Source organism: Vogesella lacus, assembly GCF_979366295.1.
This window is the reverse complement of the sequence record NZ_CEETQT010000012.1, coordinates 1-18212: the sequence shown is the minus strand read 5'-3', so window position 1 is coordinate 18212 and position 18212 is coordinate 1. Positions and strand designations below refer to the sequence as shown.

General features: G+C 57.9%; 19 protein-coding genes. 11 read left to right on the top strand and 8 right to left on the bottom strand.

Annotated features, from left to right (window positions below):
* Positions 1–271: 271 nt before the first annotated feature.
* Positions 272–1069: a tripartite tricarboxylate transporter substrate binding protein gene (locus tag ACZ9W6_RS15335; protein ID WP_465192042.1), complete on the bottom strand. Its 798-nt coding sequence runs from the start codon at positions 1067–1069 to the stop codon at positions 272–274.
* A 322-nt stretch (positions 1070–1391) separates the two neighbouring features.
* Here ACZ9W6_RS15335 and ACZ9W6_RS15330 point away from each other — a divergent pair, with 322 nt between their 5' ends.
* Positions 1392–2078, top strand: a complete 687-nt coding sequence (locus ACZ9W6_RS15330; protein WP_465192041.1) for a response regulator — start codon at positions 1392–1394, stop codon at positions 2076–2078.
* Positions 2056–3486, top strand: coding sequence for a sensor histidine kinase (locus ACZ9W6_RS15325; RefSeq protein WP_465192040.1), 1431 nt, complete (start codon positions 2056–2058; stop codon positions 3484–3486). The genes ACZ9W6_RS15330 and ACZ9W6_RS15325 overlap by 23 nt, the downstream gene beginning before the upstream one ends.
* Positions 3487–3535: 49 nt before the next feature.
* On the opposite strand, the gene ACZ9W6_RS15320 is transcribed toward ACZ9W6_RS15325, so the two are convergent.
* Positions 3536–4174, bottom strand: a complete 639-nt coding sequence (locus ACZ9W6_RS15320; protein ID WP_465192039.1) for a ribonuclease T2 family protein — start codon at positions 4172–4174, stop codon at positions 3536–3538.
* A gap of 86 nt (positions 4175–4260) precedes the next feature.
* Here ACZ9W6_RS15320 and ACZ9W6_RS15315 point away from each other — a divergent pair, with 86 nt between their 5' ends.
* Complete coding sequence (locus ACZ9W6_RS15315) at positions 4261–5724, top strand: amidase (protein WP_465192038.1); 1464 nt, start codon at positions 4261–4263, stop codon at positions 5722–5724.
* A gap of 84 nt (positions 5725–5808) precedes the next feature.
* On the opposite strand, the gene ACZ9W6_RS15310 is transcribed toward ACZ9W6_RS15315, so the two are convergent.
* Positions 5809–6651, bottom strand: a complete 843-nt coding sequence (locus tag ACZ9W6_RS15310; RefSeq protein WP_465192037.1) for an isopenicillin N synthase family dioxygenase — start codon at positions 6649–6651, stop codon at positions 5809–5811.
* On the opposite strand from ACZ9W6_RS15310, the gene ACZ9W6_RS15305 reads away from it, so the two are divergent.
* Positions 6650–6820 (top strand): hypothetical protein, encoded by a 171-nt coding sequence (locus ACZ9W6_RS15305; protein ID WP_465192036.1) that lies wholly within the window; start codon positions 6650–6652, stop codon positions 6818–6820. The genes ACZ9W6_RS15310 and ACZ9W6_RS15305 overlap by 2 nt on opposite strands.
* Positions 6821–6955: 135 nt before the next feature.
* On the opposite strand, the gene cysE is transcribed toward ACZ9W6_RS15305, so the two are convergent.
* The 4 genes from cysE to ACZ9W6_RS15285 all read right to left on the bottom strand — a co-directional run bounded on the left by cysE (position 6956) and on the right by ACZ9W6_RS15285 (position 10784).
* Positions 6956–7735: a serine O-acetyltransferase gene (cysE, locus tag ACZ9W6_RS15300; RefSeq protein WP_465192035.1), complete on the bottom strand. Its 780-nt coding sequence runs from the start codon at positions 7733–7735 to the stop codon at positions 6956–6958.
* A gap of 50 nt (positions 7736–7785) precedes the next feature.
* Positions 7786–9282, bottom strand: coding sequence for a ribonuclease G (gene rng / locus ACZ9W6_RS15295; protein WP_465192034.1), 1497 nt, complete (start codon positions 9280–9282; stop codon positions 7786–7788).
* A 14-nt stretch (positions 9283–9296) separates the two neighbouring features.
* Entirely contained in the window at positions 9297–9893 is a 597-nt protein-coding gene (locus tag ACZ9W6_RS15290; RefSeq protein WP_465192033.1) for a Maf family protein, read from the bottom strand.
* A 114-nt stretch (positions 9894–10007) separates the two neighbouring features.
* Complete coding sequence (locus ACZ9W6_RS15285; protein WP_465192032.1) at positions 10008–10784, bottom strand: 3-hydroxybutyrate dehydrogenase; 777 nt, start codon at positions 10782–10784, stop codon at positions 10008–10010.
* Positions 10785–10943: 159 nt separating this feature from the next.
* On the opposite strand from ACZ9W6_RS15285, the gene ACZ9W6_RS15280 reads away from it, so the two are divergent.
* Together ACZ9W6_RS15280 and ACZ9W6_RS15275 are read left to right on the top strand one after the other, a co-directional pair.
* A complete protein-coding gene (locus ACZ9W6_RS15280; RefSeq protein WP_465192031.1) occupies positions 10944–12569 on the top strand; it encodes a methyl-accepting chemotaxis protein in 1626 nt (541 codons plus the stop codon).
* Positions 12570–12573: 4 nt separating this feature from the next.
* Entirely contained in the window at positions 12574–13335 is a 762-nt protein-coding gene (locus ACZ9W6_RS15275) for a substrate-binding periplasmic protein (RefSeq protein ID WP_465192030.1), read from the top strand.
* On the opposite strand, the gene ACZ9W6_RS15270 is transcribed toward ACZ9W6_RS15275, so the two are convergent.
* Positions 13332–14108, bottom strand: coding sequence for a tRNA threonylcarbamoyladenosine dehydratase (locus ACZ9W6_RS15270; protein ID WP_465192029.1), 777 nt, complete (start codon positions 14106–14108; stop codon positions 13332–13334). The genes ACZ9W6_RS15275 and ACZ9W6_RS15270 overlap by 4 nt on opposite strands.
* A 150-nt stretch (positions 14109–14258) precedes the next feature.
* On the opposite strand from ACZ9W6_RS15270, the gene ACZ9W6_RS15265 reads away from it, so the two are divergent.
* The 5 genes from ACZ9W6_RS15265 to ACZ9W6_RS15245 all read left to right on the top strand — a co-directional run bounded on the left by ACZ9W6_RS15265 (position 14259) and on the right by ACZ9W6_RS15245 (position 17839).
* Positions 14259–14867: a hypothetical protein gene (locus ACZ9W6_RS15265; protein WP_465192028.1), complete on the top strand. Its 609-nt coding sequence runs from the start codon at positions 14259–14261 to the stop codon at positions 14865–14867.
* Positions 14864–15616: an oxygen-binding di-iron domain-containing protein gene (locus ACZ9W6_RS15260; RefSeq protein ID WP_465192027.1), complete on the top strand. Its 753-nt coding sequence runs from the start codon at positions 14864–14866 to the stop codon at positions 15614–15616. Before ACZ9W6_RS15265 ends, ACZ9W6_RS15260 begins: the two co-directional genes overlap by 4 nt.
* 89 nt (positions 15617–15705) lie before the next feature.
* The gene (locus tag ACZ9W6_RS15255) at positions 15706–15930 is read left to right on the top strand and encodes a hypothetical protein (RefSeq protein WP_465192026.1); all 225 of its coding nucleotides are present in this window, start codon (positions 15706–15708) and stop codon (positions 15928–15930) included.
* Positions 15931–16049: 119 nt separating this feature from the next.
* Entirely contained in the window at positions 16050–17078 is a 1029-nt protein-coding gene (gene ltaE / locus ACZ9W6_RS15250; protein ID WP_465192025.1) for a low-specificity L-threonine aldolase, read from the top strand.
* On the top strand, positions 17075–17839 hold the full coding sequence (locus ACZ9W6_RS15245) for a sulfite exporter TauE/SafE family protein (protein ID WP_465192024.1): 765 nt from the start codon (positions 17075–17077) through the stop codon (positions 17837–17839). Before ltaE ends, ACZ9W6_RS15245 begins: the two co-directional genes overlap by 4 nt.
* The last annotated feature ends 373 nt before the right edge of the window (positions 17840–18212 follow it).

The following is an 18212-nucleotide window of genomic DNA, read 5'->3' as shown; positions in this document are numbered from 1 at the left end:
GCAATTGCCGACACCATAGCCCCTCACCAGCATTCAGGCAAAGGTTGGCCGGAAAAAAATAAACCCCCGGTGTCATCCACCGGGGGTCAAAGCAATCAGTTCTCTCATTGCATGCAACCGCAGATTAAGAATCTGTCATCAGCATGAAGTTCCACGCCATCAGCAAAAAATTCACCATCGGGAAAGCCATCTCAAAACAGCTCAGCACATCTCCCGCTTGGCCGCGCATCTGCTACAGCTGCCGCCCGGCCACAGACACAACATTTCACCGTCAGTTAATAACCAGACCAAAGTCGGCCGTCGTCTTTTTGTACTCCTGCACCTGCCGCTTTACATACGCATCGAGCGCTGCGCCTGTCATGCTGAACGGGAACAAACCGCGACTATCACGCAGCTTGGCAAAATCAGGCTTGCTCATCGCCGTGCGGAAAGCCTCTTCCCATGCCCGGTAATCCGCATCGCTGACTTTCGGCCCGACATAAAACCCGCGGATGATGGGCCAGACCAGATCATAGCCCTGCTCTTTAGCCGTCGGAATCGTCGCCAGTGCACCATTCAGCCGTTTATTGGCCAAGATAGCCAATGCGCGGACTTTTCCGCTGCGCAACATTTGCGAGGCCTCGCTCAAGTCTCCTGAGGCGACCTGAATATGCCCGCCAAGCAAGGCTGTAGTCGTCTCGCCGCCCCCCTCGAATGCCACGTATCGCACCTGCTCATGAGCAATCCCCGCCTGACGGGCAATCAGCACCGCCTTCAGCCAGTCCTGGCTGCCGATGGTACCGCCAACGCCAATCGTGATATTGGCCGGGGACTGACGCCAGGCAGCCACAAGATCTTTCAGTGTGCGAAAAGGCGAATCAGCCCGCACATAAAAGATGCCGTAATCCACACCGACAGCCGCCAGCCAGCGCACATCGTTCACGCTATACTTGCCGTATTTTCCTTGGGCAAGATTCATCAACGTTCCGCCGGAAAACGCCACAATGGCACTGCTATCGGCAGGCCGCTGCGTCACCATGACATTAAATGCGACCGCACCGATGGCGCCGGGCAAGAAAAGCGTTCGCATCGGCTTGTCTATCTGCGCGGCCTGCAGCAAGGACAGGCTGGCCAGCTGACAAGACAGATCAAAGCCGCCGCCAGGGCGGGCCGGTGCGATACACTCGGTACGATCGGGTGGGGCCGCCATCACCGGGCTACCGGTCGCACAGCCTGCGGCCAACAGCAGCGTACTGACGAAACGGCGGTTCAATGCCATTGTTTGCTCTCCTGATACCGGTCAACGATTGATTGTGCCCTTGCAAGCGCGCATCACGCCGGCAGCTGAGACAGACCCTGCATGCCCAAGGCAAGTTCAAAATCACGACTATTGTAAAGACAAGCTGAAATCCATGCGCATCATCCTGATCGAAGACGAAACCGAGCTGGCTCGCTGGCTAGGCAAGGCATTGACGGCAGCAGGTTACGCCGTAGATATTTTTCACGATGGCATCGAAGGCGATATGGCCTTGCAAAGCGAAGAGTACTCTCTGGCCATCCTCGACATGAACCTGCCACGCATGGGCGGCGAACACGTACTGCAACGCTTACGTGCACGCCACCAGACACTGCCGGTACTGATTCTGACGGCGCGTGGCGAGGTCTCCGACAAGGTCAAGGGACTGGAAATGGGTGCCGATGACTATCTGGTCAAACCCTTCGAACTGGACGAACTGGAAGCCCGACTGAAAGCCTTGCTGCGCCGACACCAGGGCCACGAGAACCCCTGGCTGCAATGCGGCCCGCTGCGCTATCACAAGCAAAACCAGCATTTCGAGCTCGATGGCCAGATTCTGGTCCTGACCCGACGCGAACAAGCGGTGCTGGAAGCACTTATCCGCCGCAGCGGCCAACCCTTGAACCGCGAGCGGCTGTTCAACCAGGTCTTCACCCTGGATGACGAGGCCAACCCCGAGGCCATCGAAGTCTACATCCATCGCCTGCGCAAAAAGCTAGATGGCAGTGGCGTTGCCATCACCACCTTGCGCGGGCTGGGCTATCTGCTGGAGCACAAGCATGCCGGCATCCAGGCTGATTAGTGGCCACAGCCTGCTTGGCCGTTTTGTCCGCTGGCTGGTTATCCCCCTGTTGCTGCTCTGGGCAGCCAATGCCGTTATCGGTTACCAGATCAGCAGCAATGCGGCCAACCTGGCCTACGATCGCACCCTGCTGGCCTCGGCCCGCATCATTTCCGACCAGACCGGCGTGGAAAACGGCAAAATCCATGTCGAAGTGCCATACTCGGCGCTCGACAACTTTGAATATGACAACCGCGGCCAGATGTTTTACCGGGTCAGTGACTTCGAAGGCCGCTTCATTGCCGGCTATGCCGATCTGCCACGTATGCCAGCCGGTACACCGCGTACCGATATTTATCCGGCACTGGTTCACTTTCACGACAGCACCTATCGCGGCAAACCGGTACGCATGGCCACGTTTTTCAAGCCGCTGATCGAAGGTGGCCTGCAGGGCATGGTTCGCATCGAGGTCGCCGAGACCATCCAGGCACGTCAGTTCATTGCCCTGCGCGTGCTCAAATACACCGTATTGAGCCAGGGTTTGCTGGTGCTGTTTGCCTTGGTGCTGGTGGCCTTCGCCTTGCGCCGCATCCTGCAGCCGATACGTGTGCTGGGTGATGAGGTCAAACAACGTGCCCCGGATGACTTCAGCGATCTGCACGCCAGCAAGACACACAGCGAACTGCAGCCCCTGATAGACGCGATCAATGAATATCGCCATCGCCTTGGCGGTCTGCTCGCCCGTTATCGCCGCTTTGCCGCCGATGCCTCACACCAGCTGCGCACACCGCTGGCCGTGATGACGACGCAGACCGAGCATGCATTGCGCGACGGCAGCCCCGAAGTGATGCGCGAGAGCCTGCAGGCCCTGAAACAAAGCCTGCGCCGTACCACACGACTGACCAATCAGCTGCTCTTGCTGGCACGCATTGATGCCGGCAGCCACAAACTGCCCGCCGGTCAACCTTATCCGCCATTTGATCTGGATGCCATGGTCGAGAAAGTCATCCTGTCCAGGCTGGAAATGGCCCGCGGCAAGGACATTGATCTTGGCGTGGACAGGCGCTCGCGCAAGGTTGGATTGCAATTGCGCGGCAACGAGGTGCTGATAGAGGAAGTACTGTTGAATCTGCTCGACAATGCCATCCGCCACAGCCCGCAACATGGTGTAGTGACCTTGCGCCTGCTGGATTGCGCGCGCTATCCGGACGGTATCGAAATCGAGATCGAGGATAATGGCCCCGGCATTCCGGCCGAGGCGCGCGAACGGGTTTTCGAACGCTTCTGCCAGCTGCCCGATGCTGCCCCCGGCGGCAGCGGCCTCGGGCTCGCGATTGTGCGCGACATCTGTCGCCTGCATCAGGCCGACATCAACCTGCACGATGCGGCCAATGGCGGCCTGCTGGTGAGGCTGACCTTCCGCCCCTGAACGTTGACCGCAAGACTTGCGGCCAACCTTGCCAGCGATTTGCCACCATTCAGCGGACGCTACGCACCAGAAAGTCAGGCTGCTTGCAGCTGCGTACTTCGGCGGCCTGCATCTGCGCCGAACAGGCGCGAGCCTGCTTGCCCGCCTTGTCGACACACAAACGCACCTCCTGCAAAAAACGACCGCCGCCGCTGCAAGACAGCGAAATCGCCTGCTTGCTCAGCCACGGGTTGCTGGCTTGCAGCGCCTGCTTGAGCGCCTCGCGGTCAAAACGCAGCGGCTGTTCCGGTGCCTTAAGCTGTGCCGGCACAACAAAACGCTGTTTCAACTGCGCCGACAGCTGATGGTAGCCCTGCTGATCCAGTCCGCTGCAGCTGCCATGTTTCTGCCACTCGTGCCGGAACAGCTTGCGACTCGGATAAAGACCGGCAAAGCGCTGCAGCATCGCAGGATCCAGCGGCTCGGCCGTGCAATCTGCCGGATAGCCCCGCTCGTACTGCGGCCACAAACCATGCAAGACAAAGCCGAAGCGGCGGCCGCACTGCTCGCCATCCTGCGGCCGGCTAGCACAGTAATCTGGCGACCAGGACAGCGACAACACATAAAAATCAAAACGACCCGGCACATCGGCGGCCTGGGCCAGCGGGGATAGACACAAGGCCAGCAAGGCCGCTTTCAGCAATTTCATCTTTGCCTCACTCATTTCATGATTCGGTATTCGACGGTGTGCACTTCACCGGATATGATTTTCGCATTAAATACGGAGTCATATTCATGCAACCTTCCGAGGACCTGTGCAGCCTTCTCGCCGCCATCCGGCAACAGCATATCAGTGCCGAATCTGCCTGCGAGCACTATCTCGAACGCATTCAGCGCCTGAACCCGCAACTGAACGCGCTGATTCATGTCGATGCGGTACAGGCCTTGGCCGCAGCACGTGCCCTCGACAGCCGTATCCGTGCCGGCGAGCCCATCCCTGTGCTTGCCGGCGCACCGATCAGCATCAAGGATGCCTTTGCCACCTCGGACATGCCCACCAGCAGCAGCCACCCGCCACTGCGTGGACACCAGCCCGAGCACGATGCCACGCTGATCGCCCGTCTGCGCGCTGCGGGTGCCATTCTGCTGGGCAAAAGCAATCTACCCGAACTGGCCGGCGACCCGCAGTGCTGGAGCCCCCTGCATGGCCCGACTCACAACCCGTGGCAGCTCGACCACACCCCGGGTGGCAGCTCGGGCGGCAGTGCTGTGGCGATTGCTGCCGGCCTCTCGGCACTGGAGCTTGGCAGTGATCTGGCCGGTTCCATCCGCATTCCGGCTGCCTATTGCGGCATTGTCGGCCACAAGGCTACAGAGAACCGCCTGCCGCGGACCGGCCATATTCCGCATCTGCCACAACAGGGGCGCTCGGTCTGGCATTGCCTGAGTTTTGGTGCGCTAGGGCGACGGGTGCGCGATGTCCGGCTGGCCTTCTCGGTACTGCATGGTGCTGACGGGCTGGACAGCACCGTGCCGCCGCTGCCTCTGCAGGAAGTCGCACCGCTGACACGCCGGCCACGCATTGCCTGGTGGGACGACTTTGCCGGCTTGCCGCTATGCCAGCGCACCCGACAGGCCCTGAAACAGACTGTCGCCAGCCTTGAGGCCGCCGGCTGCGAGCTGGTTCGCGCCCAGCCGGACGGTTTTGATGTTGGCCGCTGCTGGCAGGCATTCGGCATTCTGGCCGGCGGCGAAGTCGGGCTCGGCATGCCCCGCAGTCAAAGCCAGGCCTTGCGCTGGCTGTCACTGCTGCTGCCCGCCCGCATGGGCATCCTGAAAGCGCTCGGCCGCGGTGCGCGCTTTGACCTTCAGGCCTACAACCTTGCGCTGCAATGGCGCGAAGAACAGATCCACAGCCTCGAACAGCATCTGCAGCATTTTGATGCCTGGCTATGCCCGGTGGCCCCGACTACCGCCTATCCGGCCCGGCCGATCACCAGCCCATGGCAACAACCGCCTGACATCACGGTTGACGGCCACGCCCTGCCTTACTTCGAGGCGACCATCAGCCTGACGGCACCGTTCTCCCTGACCGGCCATCCGGTTGTCAGCCTGCCGGCCGGCATCTTCGATGGCTTGCCCGTCGGGCTGCAGCTGGTCGGCGCACGCTGGCAGGATGAAAAACTGCTGGCGCTGGCCGAGGTGCTTGAGAGCCACCTGCCAGCCAGACAATGGCCGGGGTTGGCCGCAGCCGGTTGAGCCAGCATAAAACAAAACGCCTTGCCGACGATGGGCAAGGCGTTTTTGCGTGGGCAGGCGCTGATCACCTGCCGGCAAGCCGGCTTATTTCTTCACGCCCAGTTCGCGCAGACGCTCATCGAGATAGCTGCCCGCGGTGTAACGCTCGGACAGCACCACCTCGTCACGCGGATGCAGGAACAATGGCAGCGAGATACGGCTCTTGCTGGCACCTTCTCCGGTCGGGTTGACCACGCGATGGATGGTCGACGGGTAGTAACCGCGCGACGCCTCCTGCAGCATGTCGCCGATATTGATGATCAGCATGCCGAAGTCGCAAGGCACATCCAGCCAGTTGCCATTCATGTCTTGCACCTGCAGGCCCGGCTCGTTGGCCGCCGGCAGAATGGTCAGCAGATTGATGTCGCCATGTGCCGCTGCACGGATGGAGCCCGCCGGCTCGTCACCACGCAGAGGCGGGTAACGCAGCACGCGCAGCAGTGTCTTCTGGCTGCCCTTGATCATGCCGGACAGCGGCTCGCTGTAGTTGGCCGCAATCTCGGCCGGGGTGTACTGCTCGACCCAGGTCAGCAGCTGCTGTGCCAGCGCATTGGCGGTGTCGTAGTAGCGCATGGCGTCGTCTTTAAGCTGCGCCGGCACCCGACCCCACGGGTAGATGTGGAAGTATTCCTTGATGTCCTTCTGGGTATGACCTTTGGCGGTCTCGGAGATTTCCGGCGAGAAGTAACCATCCTGCTTTTCGGCCGAAAAAGCAAAATCATGCTTTTCATCGGTACCGAAGAACTCAAGCCAGTTGCTGTAAATGCTCTCGACCAGATCCTGCGGGATCGGGTGATTCACCAGCACGCCAAAGCCGGTCTCGTGCAGGGAACGGGTAAATTGCTCGGCAGCATCTGCGGCACAGTAATCAACAACACGGATTTTCATGATTCAGCCCTTACTTGCTTATTATGACAATGACTTTGCCATTGTTTTTAATCAGGAGGCGGATTCTACGCCGCCTCCGCACATTGCTCCAGAAAAAACAAATGACATTGCCAATGGCATTTTGGTAAAAACATCGTCGCGACAAGAACAATCATGCCATCAAGATTGATCACACACGCATCAGCACATGATCAATCAAGCCATTGATAAATAAACCGTTTCCAGAAGGCACACTGCAAACAGTTAAGCAGAATCGCAAACTTGCCATCACCATGAAAAAAGGCAGACTGTCGTCTGCCTTTTTCTACACCCGCTGATCCATATCCCGCGCCGGCATGCCGGGGCAGAGCTGGGCGACCACCCTCGCCGGTACGCCTGCTACCGTGGTATGTGCCGGCACATCATCCAGCACCACGCTGCCGGCACCCACCTTGGCACATTCACCGACATGAATATTGCCCAGAATCGCCGCGCCAGCACCGATCATCACGCCATCGCCGATTTTCGGATGGCGATCACCACGCTCCTTGCCCGAGCCACCCAGCGTCACGCCATGCAGAATCGACACATTATTGCCGATTACCGCCGTCTCGCCGACCACGATGCCGGTGCCGTGATCCAGCATCACGCCATGGCCGATTTTCGCAGCCGGGTGAATATCGGCACCCATTACTTCGGAAATGCGGTTTTGCAAGAAATACGCCAGTGTCTTTCTGTTGCCATTCCACAACCAGTGGGTAATCCGCTGGCTCTGGATCGCATGAAAGCCCTTGAAATACAACAAAGGCATGGAATAACTGTCACAGGCCGGATCGCGCTCGTAACAGGCTTCGATATCGGCACGCACCGCCGCGATGATCTCGGGGTTGGCCGCAAAGGCTTCGCGGAACAACTCCATCAAGGCACGGGCATCCATCACCGGGCTAGCCAGCTTGCTGGACAGGTGAAACGCGAGGACATCCTCCAGAGTGCCGTGTCGCAACACGGTCATATGCAGAAAACTGGCCAGCAGCGGCTCATCCCTGACGGCCAGCTCTGCTTCCTGCACGATGGCGAGCCACAAGGCGTCGCTGTTCTGATTCATTTTCTTGCTCCAAACCACCACCCTCTTCATCTGGCGGCATGAGGGTGTCACTACAACAATACGATATCAAACTGTTCCTGGCTGTAACTGCTCTCGACCGACAGCGAGATCGGCTTGCCGATAAAGTCGATCAGCATCGCCAGGCTTTGCGACTCTTCGTCCAGCAGCATATCGATCACGCTCTGGGCGGCCAGAATGCGGAAACCCTTGGCATCAAAGCGACGCGACTCACGCACGATCTCGCGCTGGATCTCATAGCAGACCGTCTGCGCTGTCTTGATCTCGCCACGGCCCTGACAGACCGGACACGGCTCGCACAGCACGTGCGCGAGGCTCTCGCGCGTGCGCTTGCGGGTTACCTCAACCAGACCCAGGCTGGTAAAGCCGTTCAGCGTCACGCGGGTACGGTCGCGCGCCAGCGCCTTGGCCAGCTCGGTCAGCACTGCGTTGCGATGCTCTTCGCTATCCATGTCGATGAAGTCGACAATGATGATGCCGCCCAGATTACGCAGTCGCAGCTGGCGAGCCAGCGTCAGCGTGGCTTCCAGATTGGTCTTGAAAATGGTTTCGTCGAAATTGCGATTGCCGACAAAGCCACCGGTATTCACATCGATGGTGGTCATGGCCTCGGTCTGATCGATGATCAGATAACCGCCAAACTTCAGATTCACCCGACGCGACAGCGCTTTTTCGATTTCTGTTTCGATACCGTGCAGCTCGAACAGTGGCCGCTCGCCGCTGTAGCGCTCGATTTTTTCTACCGCAGATTGCACATAGGCCTCGGCAAACTCCACCATCTTGCCGTAGTTTTCGGTCGAGTCGACGATGACCTTTTCGGTATGGTCGCTGACCATATCGCGCAACACCCGCACCGCAAGCGGCAGGTCGTCGTACAGCAGGCTCTTGGCCGGCAGGGTCACCGACTTTTGCTTGATGTCCGACCACAGCTTGGACAGATACTCGACGTCGGCGCGCAACTCGTCATTGGTCGCAGTCTCGGCGCTGGTACGGATGATGTAGCCACGCGGGCCATCCTTGGGCAGCACGCTTTCCAGCCGAGACTTCAGGCTCAGGCGGTCGGCTTCCAGCTCGATTTTCTGCGAGATGCCGATATGCTCTTCCTGCGGCAGGTGCACCAGGAAACGGCCGGCCAGACTGATCTGGGTCGACAGCCGCGCACCCTTGGTACCGATCGGGTCCTTGATCACCTGCACCAGCACAGTCTGGCCTTCGAACAGCATCTTTTCGATACGCTGCGGCTCGGACGGATGCTGGCGCTGTTCCAGCACATCAGCAATGTGCAGGAAGGCGGCGCGCTCGAGGCCGATCTCGATGAAGGCACTCTGCATGCCCGGCAGAACGCGCTTGACCTGGCCCAGATAGATATTGCCGACAATACCGCGGCTGGCCGAACGCTCGATGTGCAACTCTTGCACGATCGCGTCTTCCAGCACGGCAACGCGGGTTTCCTGCGGGGTGATATTGACGAGGATCTGCTCTTTCGGCCGCGGAATATCACGCGGCAGGGGAATCGGTTGATGCAGCATCTGGCTCTTTCAAATCAGGGTAACTGGATATCGAAGGCGGCCAACAGCTGCGCCGTCTCGAAAATAGGCAGGCCGACCACGCCACTGAAGCTGCCGGCAATGTGCGAAACAAATACCGAGGCCATGCCTTGAATACCGTAGGCGCCGGCCTTGTCGAAAGGCTCGCCGGTATCCAGATAGCGTTCGATTTCCTGCTCGCTGAGAGTCTTGAAGGTGACATCCGTCGTGCTGCTGATCACCTCGGTACGATCGCCCAGCCGCACGGCCACGCTGGTCACCACCTGATGGGTACGGCCGGAGAACGCCTGCAGCATGCGCATCGCATCTGCCGCATCCAGCGGTTTGCCGAAGATTTCGCCATCGAGCACCACGGTAGTATCAGCCGACAACAAAGGACGCGGCGTCAGCTCCAGTGCCATCGCCACGCGCCAGCCGGCAGCGGCTTTCTCGCTGGCAAGACGACGGGTATAGCTGACCGCATCCTCACCAGGCAGCACGCTCTCATCAATGTCGGCATGGACGCGCTCGGGCAAAAAGCCGAGCGATTCGAGGATTTCACGACGACGGGGACTGCCGGAGGCAAGGTAGATTCGGACTTTACGCGGATTCATGGGATGGAAGGCGGATTGAAAAGGTTGGCTGCAAGATTACCAGAGCCGTGAGGCCAAGGGTATGCGCCATGCCAAAGCATTGCCACATTTGTCATGCGACCAACCTTTGCACGCTTATTGTGCGGTCCAGCCGCCGTCCACCGGCAGGGCCACACCGGTCAGATTGTGCGCCCAGTTGCCGCACAGCATGGCGACCGCTTCGGCGATATCTTCGGGCTGACTCATGCGGCCGGAAGGCTGTTTCTCCAGCACCAGATCGCGCATGCCGGCCTCGCGGTCGCCGGCAAAACGTTCGGCTCGCAGCTGGATTTGCGGCTCGATCAGCGCGGTCTCGACCCAACCCGGGCAAATCGCATTCACCGTCACGCCCTTGCCTGCGGTCTCCAATGCAACGGCCTTGGTCAGGCCGATGATGCCGAATTTGCTGGCCACATAAGGCGCCTTGTTGACCGAGGCCACCAGCCCGTGCACCGAAGCAATATTGATGATGCGTCCCCAGTTTGCGGCCAACATGCCAGGCAGCAAGCCCTGGATCAGATGAAATGCCGCCGACAGATTCACCGCGATGATGTTGTCCCACACGCCCGCCGGCATCTCCGTGATCGGCGCGGTGTGCTGCATGCCGGCATTATTGACCAGAACATCAACCCTGCCCTGCCATGCCAGGGCTTCGGCAATCAGCGCGCCAATCGCCGCGCCATCGCGCAAATCTGCGGCGATATACAAGACATCCCGCGCGCCAGCCTCGCGCATCTGTTGCGCCAAGTTTTGCCGCAAAGCCTGATCTGCCAGACCGTGCAGGATCAGGTAATGCCCTTGTGCTGCCATCTTGGCGGCAATGGCGAGGCCAATGCCGCGATCCGCACCGGTAACCAGAACAACCTTGTTCATCTCCATCAAGTTCTCCCTCTTTATTCATATACTTGCCAAGCCACATTAATGACATTAACAAGGCAATAAGATATAAACACTACTCTGGAATTTTTATTGAAATACAAATTTATAGAGCATCAACCCGGCCAACCCTTACCAATCTAGCTGAAGAAAATAATGCGCATCAAAACCAGACTGATCTGCCTGTTTTTGCTTTTGAACACGCTGACTATCGCGGCCTTCACCTGGCACACCTGGCAGCGAGCTTCCGAGCAAGCCATCACCCAGATAGACACGCGGCTGAATGCCGCAGCGCGCGCCGTCCCTTCCCTGCTGGGTAATCAGTTTCTGGCGAAGATGCTCGTCAGCGGCAGTGTAACGCCTGCCGAAATGCTGCAGAACGCCAAAACCCTGGACGACTACGCCCGTCAGTTCAACGTCAAATATCTCTATATCCTTGGCCAGCATAGTGGCCAGGTAGTCTACCTTGCAGATGGTGCCGGCCAGAGCGAGCGGGATAGCGACCACTTCGGCCATCACATGGAAGCCTACGAAGCCAGCGATGGCGTGAAGGCAGCCTTTGCCCAGCGTCAGGTGCAGTACGATGAATACACCGACAAATTCGGCACCTTCCGTTCCATCTTCCTGCCGATGCGGGTCAATGACCAAGTCGTACTACTGGGTGCTGATATCACGCTCAGCGAGATGCAGGCTTCGCTGAATGATGTACTGAAAGAGACCTTGCTGCTGGGCGCCATCTCATTGCTGATCGGCACCGCCCTCGCCTGGCTGCTGGCCAGCGGTATTGCCCGTTCGATCACCCGCATAACCAACCATATCACCAGACAAGCCGAAGAGCATGATCTGGGCAATCATCTGAAAACGCGTGGCAATGATGAAATCAGCCAGATGGCAAATCGTTTCAACCTGCTGTGCAGCTCGGTCAACGATGCATTGCTGGATGTCAGCTATAACGCCGGCCTGACCAGCAAGAGTGCCGAGGCCATTCGTGGCAGCACCGGCCAGCTACAGTTGTTTGCCGCGCAAAGTCAGTCCAGTCTGCGCAATATGGATGAGCATAGCCGCCACATTGCCTCGCTGTGCGCCGAAAGCAAAAGCCATCTGGGCGAGGCATCCGGCAAACTTGGAGAGGTTGGCCGCGAGCTGAGCGCGGCCGGTGGCGAAGCTGCCTGTATGGGCAGCGGCATGCAGGCCCACGTCAGCAGCAACCGTACACTGGCCAGCGGTTTTGAGGCACTGGCACATGATGTGCAAAGCATCACCAATATCCTGCAGCTGATCTCTGGCATCTCGGAGCAGACCAATCTGCTGGCCCTGAATGCCGCCATCGAAGCTGCCCGCGCCGGTGAAAGCGGCCGCGGCTTTGCGGTAGTGGCCGACGAGGTACGCAAACTCGCCAGCAAGACTCAGCAAACGCTGGGCGAGACCGATCACTTTGTCGCCAAACTGCTGGCCACCATCCAGCAAACTGCCGATTCAATCAACCATCACGCCGATGAGGCCGACACGCTGGCGCGTCAGTCAGCACAAATCGGCAAGGCCATCAGCCAGACCAGCGCACTGCTTGATTCGCTGCAATCGACCTTCGACACCAATGTCAGACAGAGCCAATCCATCCTGGATGATGTACAACTGATGCATGGCAATATCGTCGAACTGCATGGCTCGATAGACAAGAATGAACAGGAAGCACAACAGCTGGATCTGCAAGCTCACGAGCTGGAACAAACGGCAACAAAGCTCAGGGACACCCTGCAGATCTTCCGCCTGCAAACCAGCTGAGCCGGTGATCAAGCCACTCACCGCGCGCAACAGCAAGGTCATGCTGCTGCTGATCCTGCTGTTGCCGCTGACGTTGGCCGCACGGCCGCTGATCATGGCTGTCGGGCTTGCCAAGCCACCATATATTGAGGGAGATGGCCATAGTGGCCTGGAGGTTGCCATCAGCCTCGCCGCACTTCAGGCCGCAGGGCTGACCGCCTTCATCGAACAAATGCCGCAAGCACGTGCCCTGCAGAGCCTGAAGCAAGGCAGTGTCGACATCATGCTGGGTACTACACCGGGTCTGCTGTCCGAGCGCTGCTACTCGATGCCTTTGCTGTTCTACCGTAATCGCGCCATTTCTCTCAGCGAGAGAAAGCTCAACATCCGCCAGATAGCCGATCTCGCCCCGCTGCGCATTGCCGCCTTCCAGAATGCCAGCAAACTGCTTGGTGATGAGTTCGCCCGGGTCTCGCGGCTATCGCCCAATTACAGCGAACACGCGGATCAGGACACCCTGAACAAGCTGCTGCTGAACGAGCGCGTCGATGTCATCATTTCCGACGAGCTGATTTTCTTTGCCAACCCGACCCAGGCGGACAGGTTCGGTCATACCCATGCCACTAGCAGAAGCGCGCTGTTTGGCGACTCGCCACGACATGCAGCCTTTCTCGACCCTCAGGCCTGCAAGCAATTCAGTCTTGGCCTCAGCTATCTGCACCAGAGCGGCGAATACCGGCGCATCGTGCAGGAGTACCGCGCGCGCTACCAGCTCCCCGATTTTTAGACTTTCTTGCGCTTGATGCCGGCCAGTTCGTTCAGCACATAAGACGCGGCAAACAGGCCGAATGTCGCCGTGACGACCATGCCCGCGCCAAAACCTGCGCAGGATAGCCCCTGAGGGCCGCTGGCGACATCACAGCTCTCGCTTTTCGGGTAAGTCAGCGGCTCGGTTGAATACACGCAAGGGACGCGCATCTTCTGTCCCGGCTCGCGTGTAAAAGCATGATGGCGGCGCAAGTTATAGCGCAACTTTGATAGCAAGGGGTCTTCCGTAACGAGCGCAAGATCAGCCATGGCAATCCGGCTCGGATCCATCTGCCCGCCGGCCCCGCCTGACACCACAAACTTCTGGCGCTTGCGAACACACCATGCGGCAATCGCAGTTTTGATACGCAAGCTATCAATACAATCCACGATAAAGTCGAACTGCTGGCCCAGCATGTCATCCAGGTTCTCTTCAGTGACAAAATCCTCGATCTCGTTTACTTTGCATGCCGGATTGATGGCGATGACACGCTCGGCCAGTGCCGTCACCTTGGCCATGCCGTAATGCGGATCAAGTGCCGGCAGCTGGCGATTGGTATTGGATTCGGCAATATTATCCAGGTCGATCAGGGTGAGCTGACCGATACCGCTTCTTGCCAGAGCCTCGACCACCCACGAGCCGACGCCGCCAACGCCAATGACGCAGACATGAGAAGATGAAAAACGTTGTAAAGCAGCCTCACCATACAATCGCGCAATCCCGCCAAAACGTCTTTCCAGATCTGCCTGCATTATCTTGACCATTACCATGACAAAAAACCGGTAGAGCATACCGAAGCAAACAATCTACGCCAAGCAATTCGCTTTGCTTCGCCTTCAATAACTGCTAAACCAAATACAGCACATTTATTTGCCATGTGCTCCCAGGCCAAGGAGAGCAAATTGACAACGACCAAATTCCGCAATCGCTCAGCAGAGGAACTGGCCAGCTTTATCCGTTTCAATGAAAACATCAAACAGGTGGTGCTGGTCGCATTTCATATCAACATCATGGCGCTGAATGCCATCTTGCTGGCACAACGCGCAGGGGCGGTTGCCGTCGGTTTTGGTGTCATTTCCAAAGAGCTGCGCGTGATGTCGGTCGATCTGACCAACCAGATGAATCACCTGGCTGTAGATGCCTACAGGACTGTTGGCCTCATCTCGGACCAATTACGCCAAAAAAGAAGATTCGGATTACTGGAAAAAGCAGCCAATCAATTGCCTTCCAAGAATGACCACATGAAGACCACATTGCAGCAGCGCCAGCAGGTGCTGGCTCAGGTCGACAAGCGGGTCAGACAGATTCGCAAGCAATTACTGGAACAACTGGAAGAAACCAGAAAGCTTTGTCAGTTTGGTACAGCCATCTCGCGTTCTGCGAAGATTGAAGCCGCCTACGGCAGCGAATTCAGCCGCTCGCTGGCAGAGGTAAGTCAACAGTTTGATGAAGAAATCCAGCGGATACTACCCGCAATCGAAGCACTTTGCCTGGAGATGCAGACTCGATGAAAAAAGCCCATGTGATCTATCAGAATGGCGACCACCGCTGGGTGATGATAGCCCGCGACCCTGACAAACAAGGGTACATCATCGACACCAATGAATACCTGATCTGTAGTGACGATGACACTTTGCTGACCGATCCGGGCGGTAGCGAGATTTTCCCTTCGGTTTTTGCCGCACTGTCGACGGTTACCGATCCGCTCAAGATCAACCGCCTGTTTGCCTCTCATCAGGATCCGGACATCATTTCGTCGCTGGCACTCTGGCTCGACTGTACGCCCAATCTGAAGTGCTATATCAGCCGCTTGTGGTCTACCTTCGTCCCCCACTTCGGCGGTGATGACGAGTCGCTGGTGCCGGTTCCGGACGAAGGTATGACTTTGCCGCTGGGCAGCCGCCATGTCCAGCTGATGCCCGCGCACTTCTTGCACTCATCGGGCAACTTCCACCTGTATGACCCGGATGCCAAGCTGCTGTTTACCGGTGACGTCGGCGCGGCCATGTTGCCAGTTGATGACAACAGTCTCTACGTCAAAGACTTCGACAGTCATATCAAGCATGCAGAAGGCTTTCACCGTCGCTGGATGGGCTCGGCTGAAGCCAAGCGCGACTGGTGTGATCGCGCCTCCTCCATGAGCATCGACATGCTCTGCCCGCAACACGGTGCCATTTATCAGGGTAATGATGTGATGCGCTTCATCAACTGGTTTTCCGAATTGCCGGTAGGCCTGGCGGCCATGAAACGCAGAGGCTGACAACGCAGTTGCCAATACAAGTCATTGATCTATATTGATTAAACGGCAGCCCGTCCGGGCTGCCGTTTAACATTTAAGGAGCTGGAAGGATGAAAATGCCGCGCTTTGATATCGATCTGGACAAGCATTACAAGGCAACTGTAGTCATCGACTGCCCCGATTGCGGACGGGAAACACGCCAACATCTGGCCAGCCTTGGCCCCGATCAGCCACTTAACTGCCAGTGTGGTGCTGACATTTCGATGTCAGCCATCGCCGTGCAACAAGCCCAGCAAAAAGCCGAATCAATCCGCTCCGCCTATCGCGTCCACTAGACAGCAGAACACACTGATCAATTTTTCACTCCCTCAGGCTTTCACCTGACTGGCACAATAAGCCATTATCCAGAGCGCGTACCACCTACCGGTGGTACGCCACCCTACGGAGCAATGGCATGACCCTGATTGACCTTCGCAGTGACACCGTTACCCATCCGACACCCGCCATGCGTGAAGCAATGGCTAATGCCCCCGTAGGCGATGATGTGTATGGCGATGACCCAACCGTTCTGCAGCTGGAACAGTTGGCCGCAAGCATGCTTGGCAAAGAAGCAGCCCTGTTTGTCCCCAGCGGTAATTTTGGCAATCAACTTGCGCTGCTGACACATTGCCAGCGTGGGGACGAGGTTATTCTGGGTGACGACTGCCACATTGTCTGGCACGAAACTGGCGGCGCTGCCGTTATCGCCGGCGTGCAATTACGCACCATTGCCAGCAATGACGGCGCACTCGATGCCGAAGAAGTCCGCAAACGCATCCGGGATGGCGAAGACATCCACTGGCCACGCACCGGCCTGATCTGCCTGGAAAACGCGCATAGCAACGGCAAGGTGATTCCGCAACAGAACATGGCTGCCGTATGGGAAGTGGCACAGCAGTATCAGGTGCCGGTACATCTGGATGGTGCGCGCGTATTCAATGCAGCAACCCATCTGGGCTGCGATGTACGCGACATCACCCGCTATTGCGATACGGTGATGTGCTGTCTGTCCAAAGGGTTGGCCGCACCTGTAGGCTCCATTCTGGCTGGCTCGGAATCCTTCATTCGCAAGGCTCGCAAGAATCGCAAGATGATGGGCGGCGGCATGCGTCAGCTTGGCGTGCTGGCAGCCCCTGGCATACTGGCACTCAAGGAAATGAGCACGCGCCTGCATGAGGATCATGACAATGCGCGCTTTCTGGCAAATGCGCTGCAGGCACTGCCGGGTATCAAAGTCGACCTGGATAGTGTCCATATCAATATGGTGTGGTTCGAGCTACCTGCCTCGCTTGATACAGAGCGATTGATGAGCGCCTTGTCAGCAAACGGCATCAAGGCGAATCCGCCTGAAAATAAGCTGATGCGACTGGTTACCCATTGGCAGGTTGGCCGCAAGGAGCTTGAAAAAGTGATCGATACCTTCCGTCAGGTACTGACGGCATGACACTCTGGATCGCCGTCACCCTGTTCACGGCGGCCTTTGCCGCCGGCCTGCTTAATGCCGTCGCCGGCGGTGGTACCTTGATCACCTTCCCGGCACTGGTTGCCTCTGGCGTCCCGCCAATTATTGCCAATGCCACCAGCTCGGTTTCGCAATGGCCAGGCTATGTTGCCAGCTCGATCACCCTGCGCAAGGAGATTCGCGGCCAACCGCGGCTTTCTGCCATAAGCCTCTACAGCATTGCTGGCGGCATCATCGGCGGCTGGTTGGTAACCATCGTCTCTCCGCGCCTCTTCGACCTGCTGATCCCGTGGCTCATCCTGCTGGCCACCGCCATGTTCGCCTTCAGCAGCACACTGACGCGCTGGATGTCACACCATGCCATTGATGCCAGACAACATACTGGCTTGTTACTGTTCAGCCAGCTACTTGTGTCAATTTACGGAGGTTTTTTTGGTGGGGGCATGGGCATCATGATGCTTGCCCTTTACAGCCTGTTCTCTCTGGACACGCTGACGAGAATGAATGCCCTGAAAACATGGCTATCCGTGCTGATCTCCGGAGTAGCCGTACTGACGTTCATTGTTGCAGATCTGGTTGACTGGCCCGCAGCGTTGGTCATGCTGCTTGGCACGATTCTTGGCGGTGTCTCAGGAGCACGATTGTCGCAACACCTGCCGGCTCTCTGGCTCAAGCGCCTGGTTATTGCACTTGGCAGCCTGCTCACTCTGGTATTTTTCTGGAAAGTCTATCTGCCGGCATAGGCCATCTGCTGGCGAGTAGGTAGAGACAAACGGGAATCTGAATCAAAAAGAGTCGAGAGAAAGTCTTCTTTCGACTCAGGGTCGTCAGTCTCTTCATACGAATACAAAGTCCCTGCGTCATTTTCCTGATGCTGAAGATCACCAGAATAGCTAAACATCTTAAATAGTTAGCCGCAGGGCGAATACTGGAGTTGGTCCGAGATGGCGGCAAGGCGGATGCTGGATCTAGCTGGAAGTGGAATTGGCGGGACAGATGCCGGTCGGCATCGTTTTGGCGGGGAGATTGCCTTGCTTCACCCGGCACAAAGCACAAAGCCCGACTCATAGAGTCGGGCTTCCGTGGGGGAGTCTGGCGGTGTCCTACTTTCACACA

Coding starts and splice junctions, on each gene's coding strand:
- ACZ9W6_RS15335 (WP_465192042.1), bottom strand. CDS start 1,069: ATGCGAACGCTTTTCTTGCCCGGCGCCATCGGTGCGGTCGCATTTAAT.
- ACZ9W6_RS15330 (WP_465192041.1), top strand. CDS start 1,392: ATGCGCATCATCCTGATCGAAGACGAAACCGAGCTGGCTCGCTGGCTA.
- ACZ9W6_RS15325 (WP_465192040.1), top strand. CDS start 2,056: ATGCCGGCATCCAGGCTGATTAGTGGCCACAGCCTGCTTGGCCGTTTT.
- ACZ9W6_RS15320 (WP_465192039.1), bottom strand. CDS start 4,174: ATGAAATTGCTGAAAGCGGCCTTGCTGGCCTTGTGTCTATCCCCGCTG.
- ACZ9W6_RS15315 (WP_465192038.1), top strand. CDS start 4,261: ATGCAACCTTCCGAGGACCTGTGCAGCCTTCTCGCCGCCATCCGGCAA.
- ACZ9W6_RS15305 (WP_465192036.1), top strand. CDS start 6,650: ATGATTCAGCCCTTACTTGCTTATTATGACAATGACTTTGCCATTGTT.
- ACZ9W6_RS15310 (WP_465192037.1), bottom strand. CDS start 6,651: ATGAAAATCCGTGTTGTTGATTACTGTGCCGCAGATGCTGCCGAGCAA.
- cysE (WP_465192035.1), bottom strand. CDS start 7,735: ATGAATCAGAACAGCGACGCCTTGTGGCTCGCCATCGTGCAGGAAGCA.
- rng (WP_465192034.1), bottom strand. CDS start 9,282: ATGCTGCATCAACCGATTCCCCTGCCGCGTGATATTCCGCGGCCGAAA.
- ACZ9W6_RS15290 (WP_465192033.1), bottom strand. CDS start 9,893: ATGAATCCGCGTAAAGTCCGAATCTACCTTGCCTCCGGCAGTCCCCGT.
- ACZ9W6_RS15285 (WP_465192032.1), bottom strand. CDS start 10,784: ATGAACAAGGTTGTTCTGGTTACCGGTGCGGATCGCGGCATTGGCCTC.
- ACZ9W6_RS15280 (WP_465192031.1), top strand. CDS start 10,944: ATGCGCATCAAAACCAGACTGATCTGCCTGTTTTTGCTTTTGAACACG.
- ACZ9W6_RS15270 (WP_465192029.1), bottom strand. CDS start 14,108: ATGCAGGCAGATCTGGAAAGACGTTTTGGCGGGATTGCGCGATTGTAT.
- ACZ9W6_RS15260 (WP_465192027.1), top strand. CDS start 14,864: ATGAAAAAAGCCCATGTGATCTATCAGAATGGCGACCACCGCTGGGTG.
- ACZ9W6_RS15255 (WP_465192026.1), top strand. CDS start 15,706: ATGAAAATGCCGCGCTTTGATATCGATCTGGACAAGCATTACAAGGCA.
- ltaE (WP_465192025.1), top strand. CDS start 16,050: ATGACCCTGATTGACCTTCGCAGTGACACCGTTACCCATCCGACACCC.
- ACZ9W6_RS15245 (WP_465192024.1), top strand. CDS start 17,075: ATGACACTCTGGATCGCCGTCACCCTGTTCACGGCGGCCTTTGCCGCC.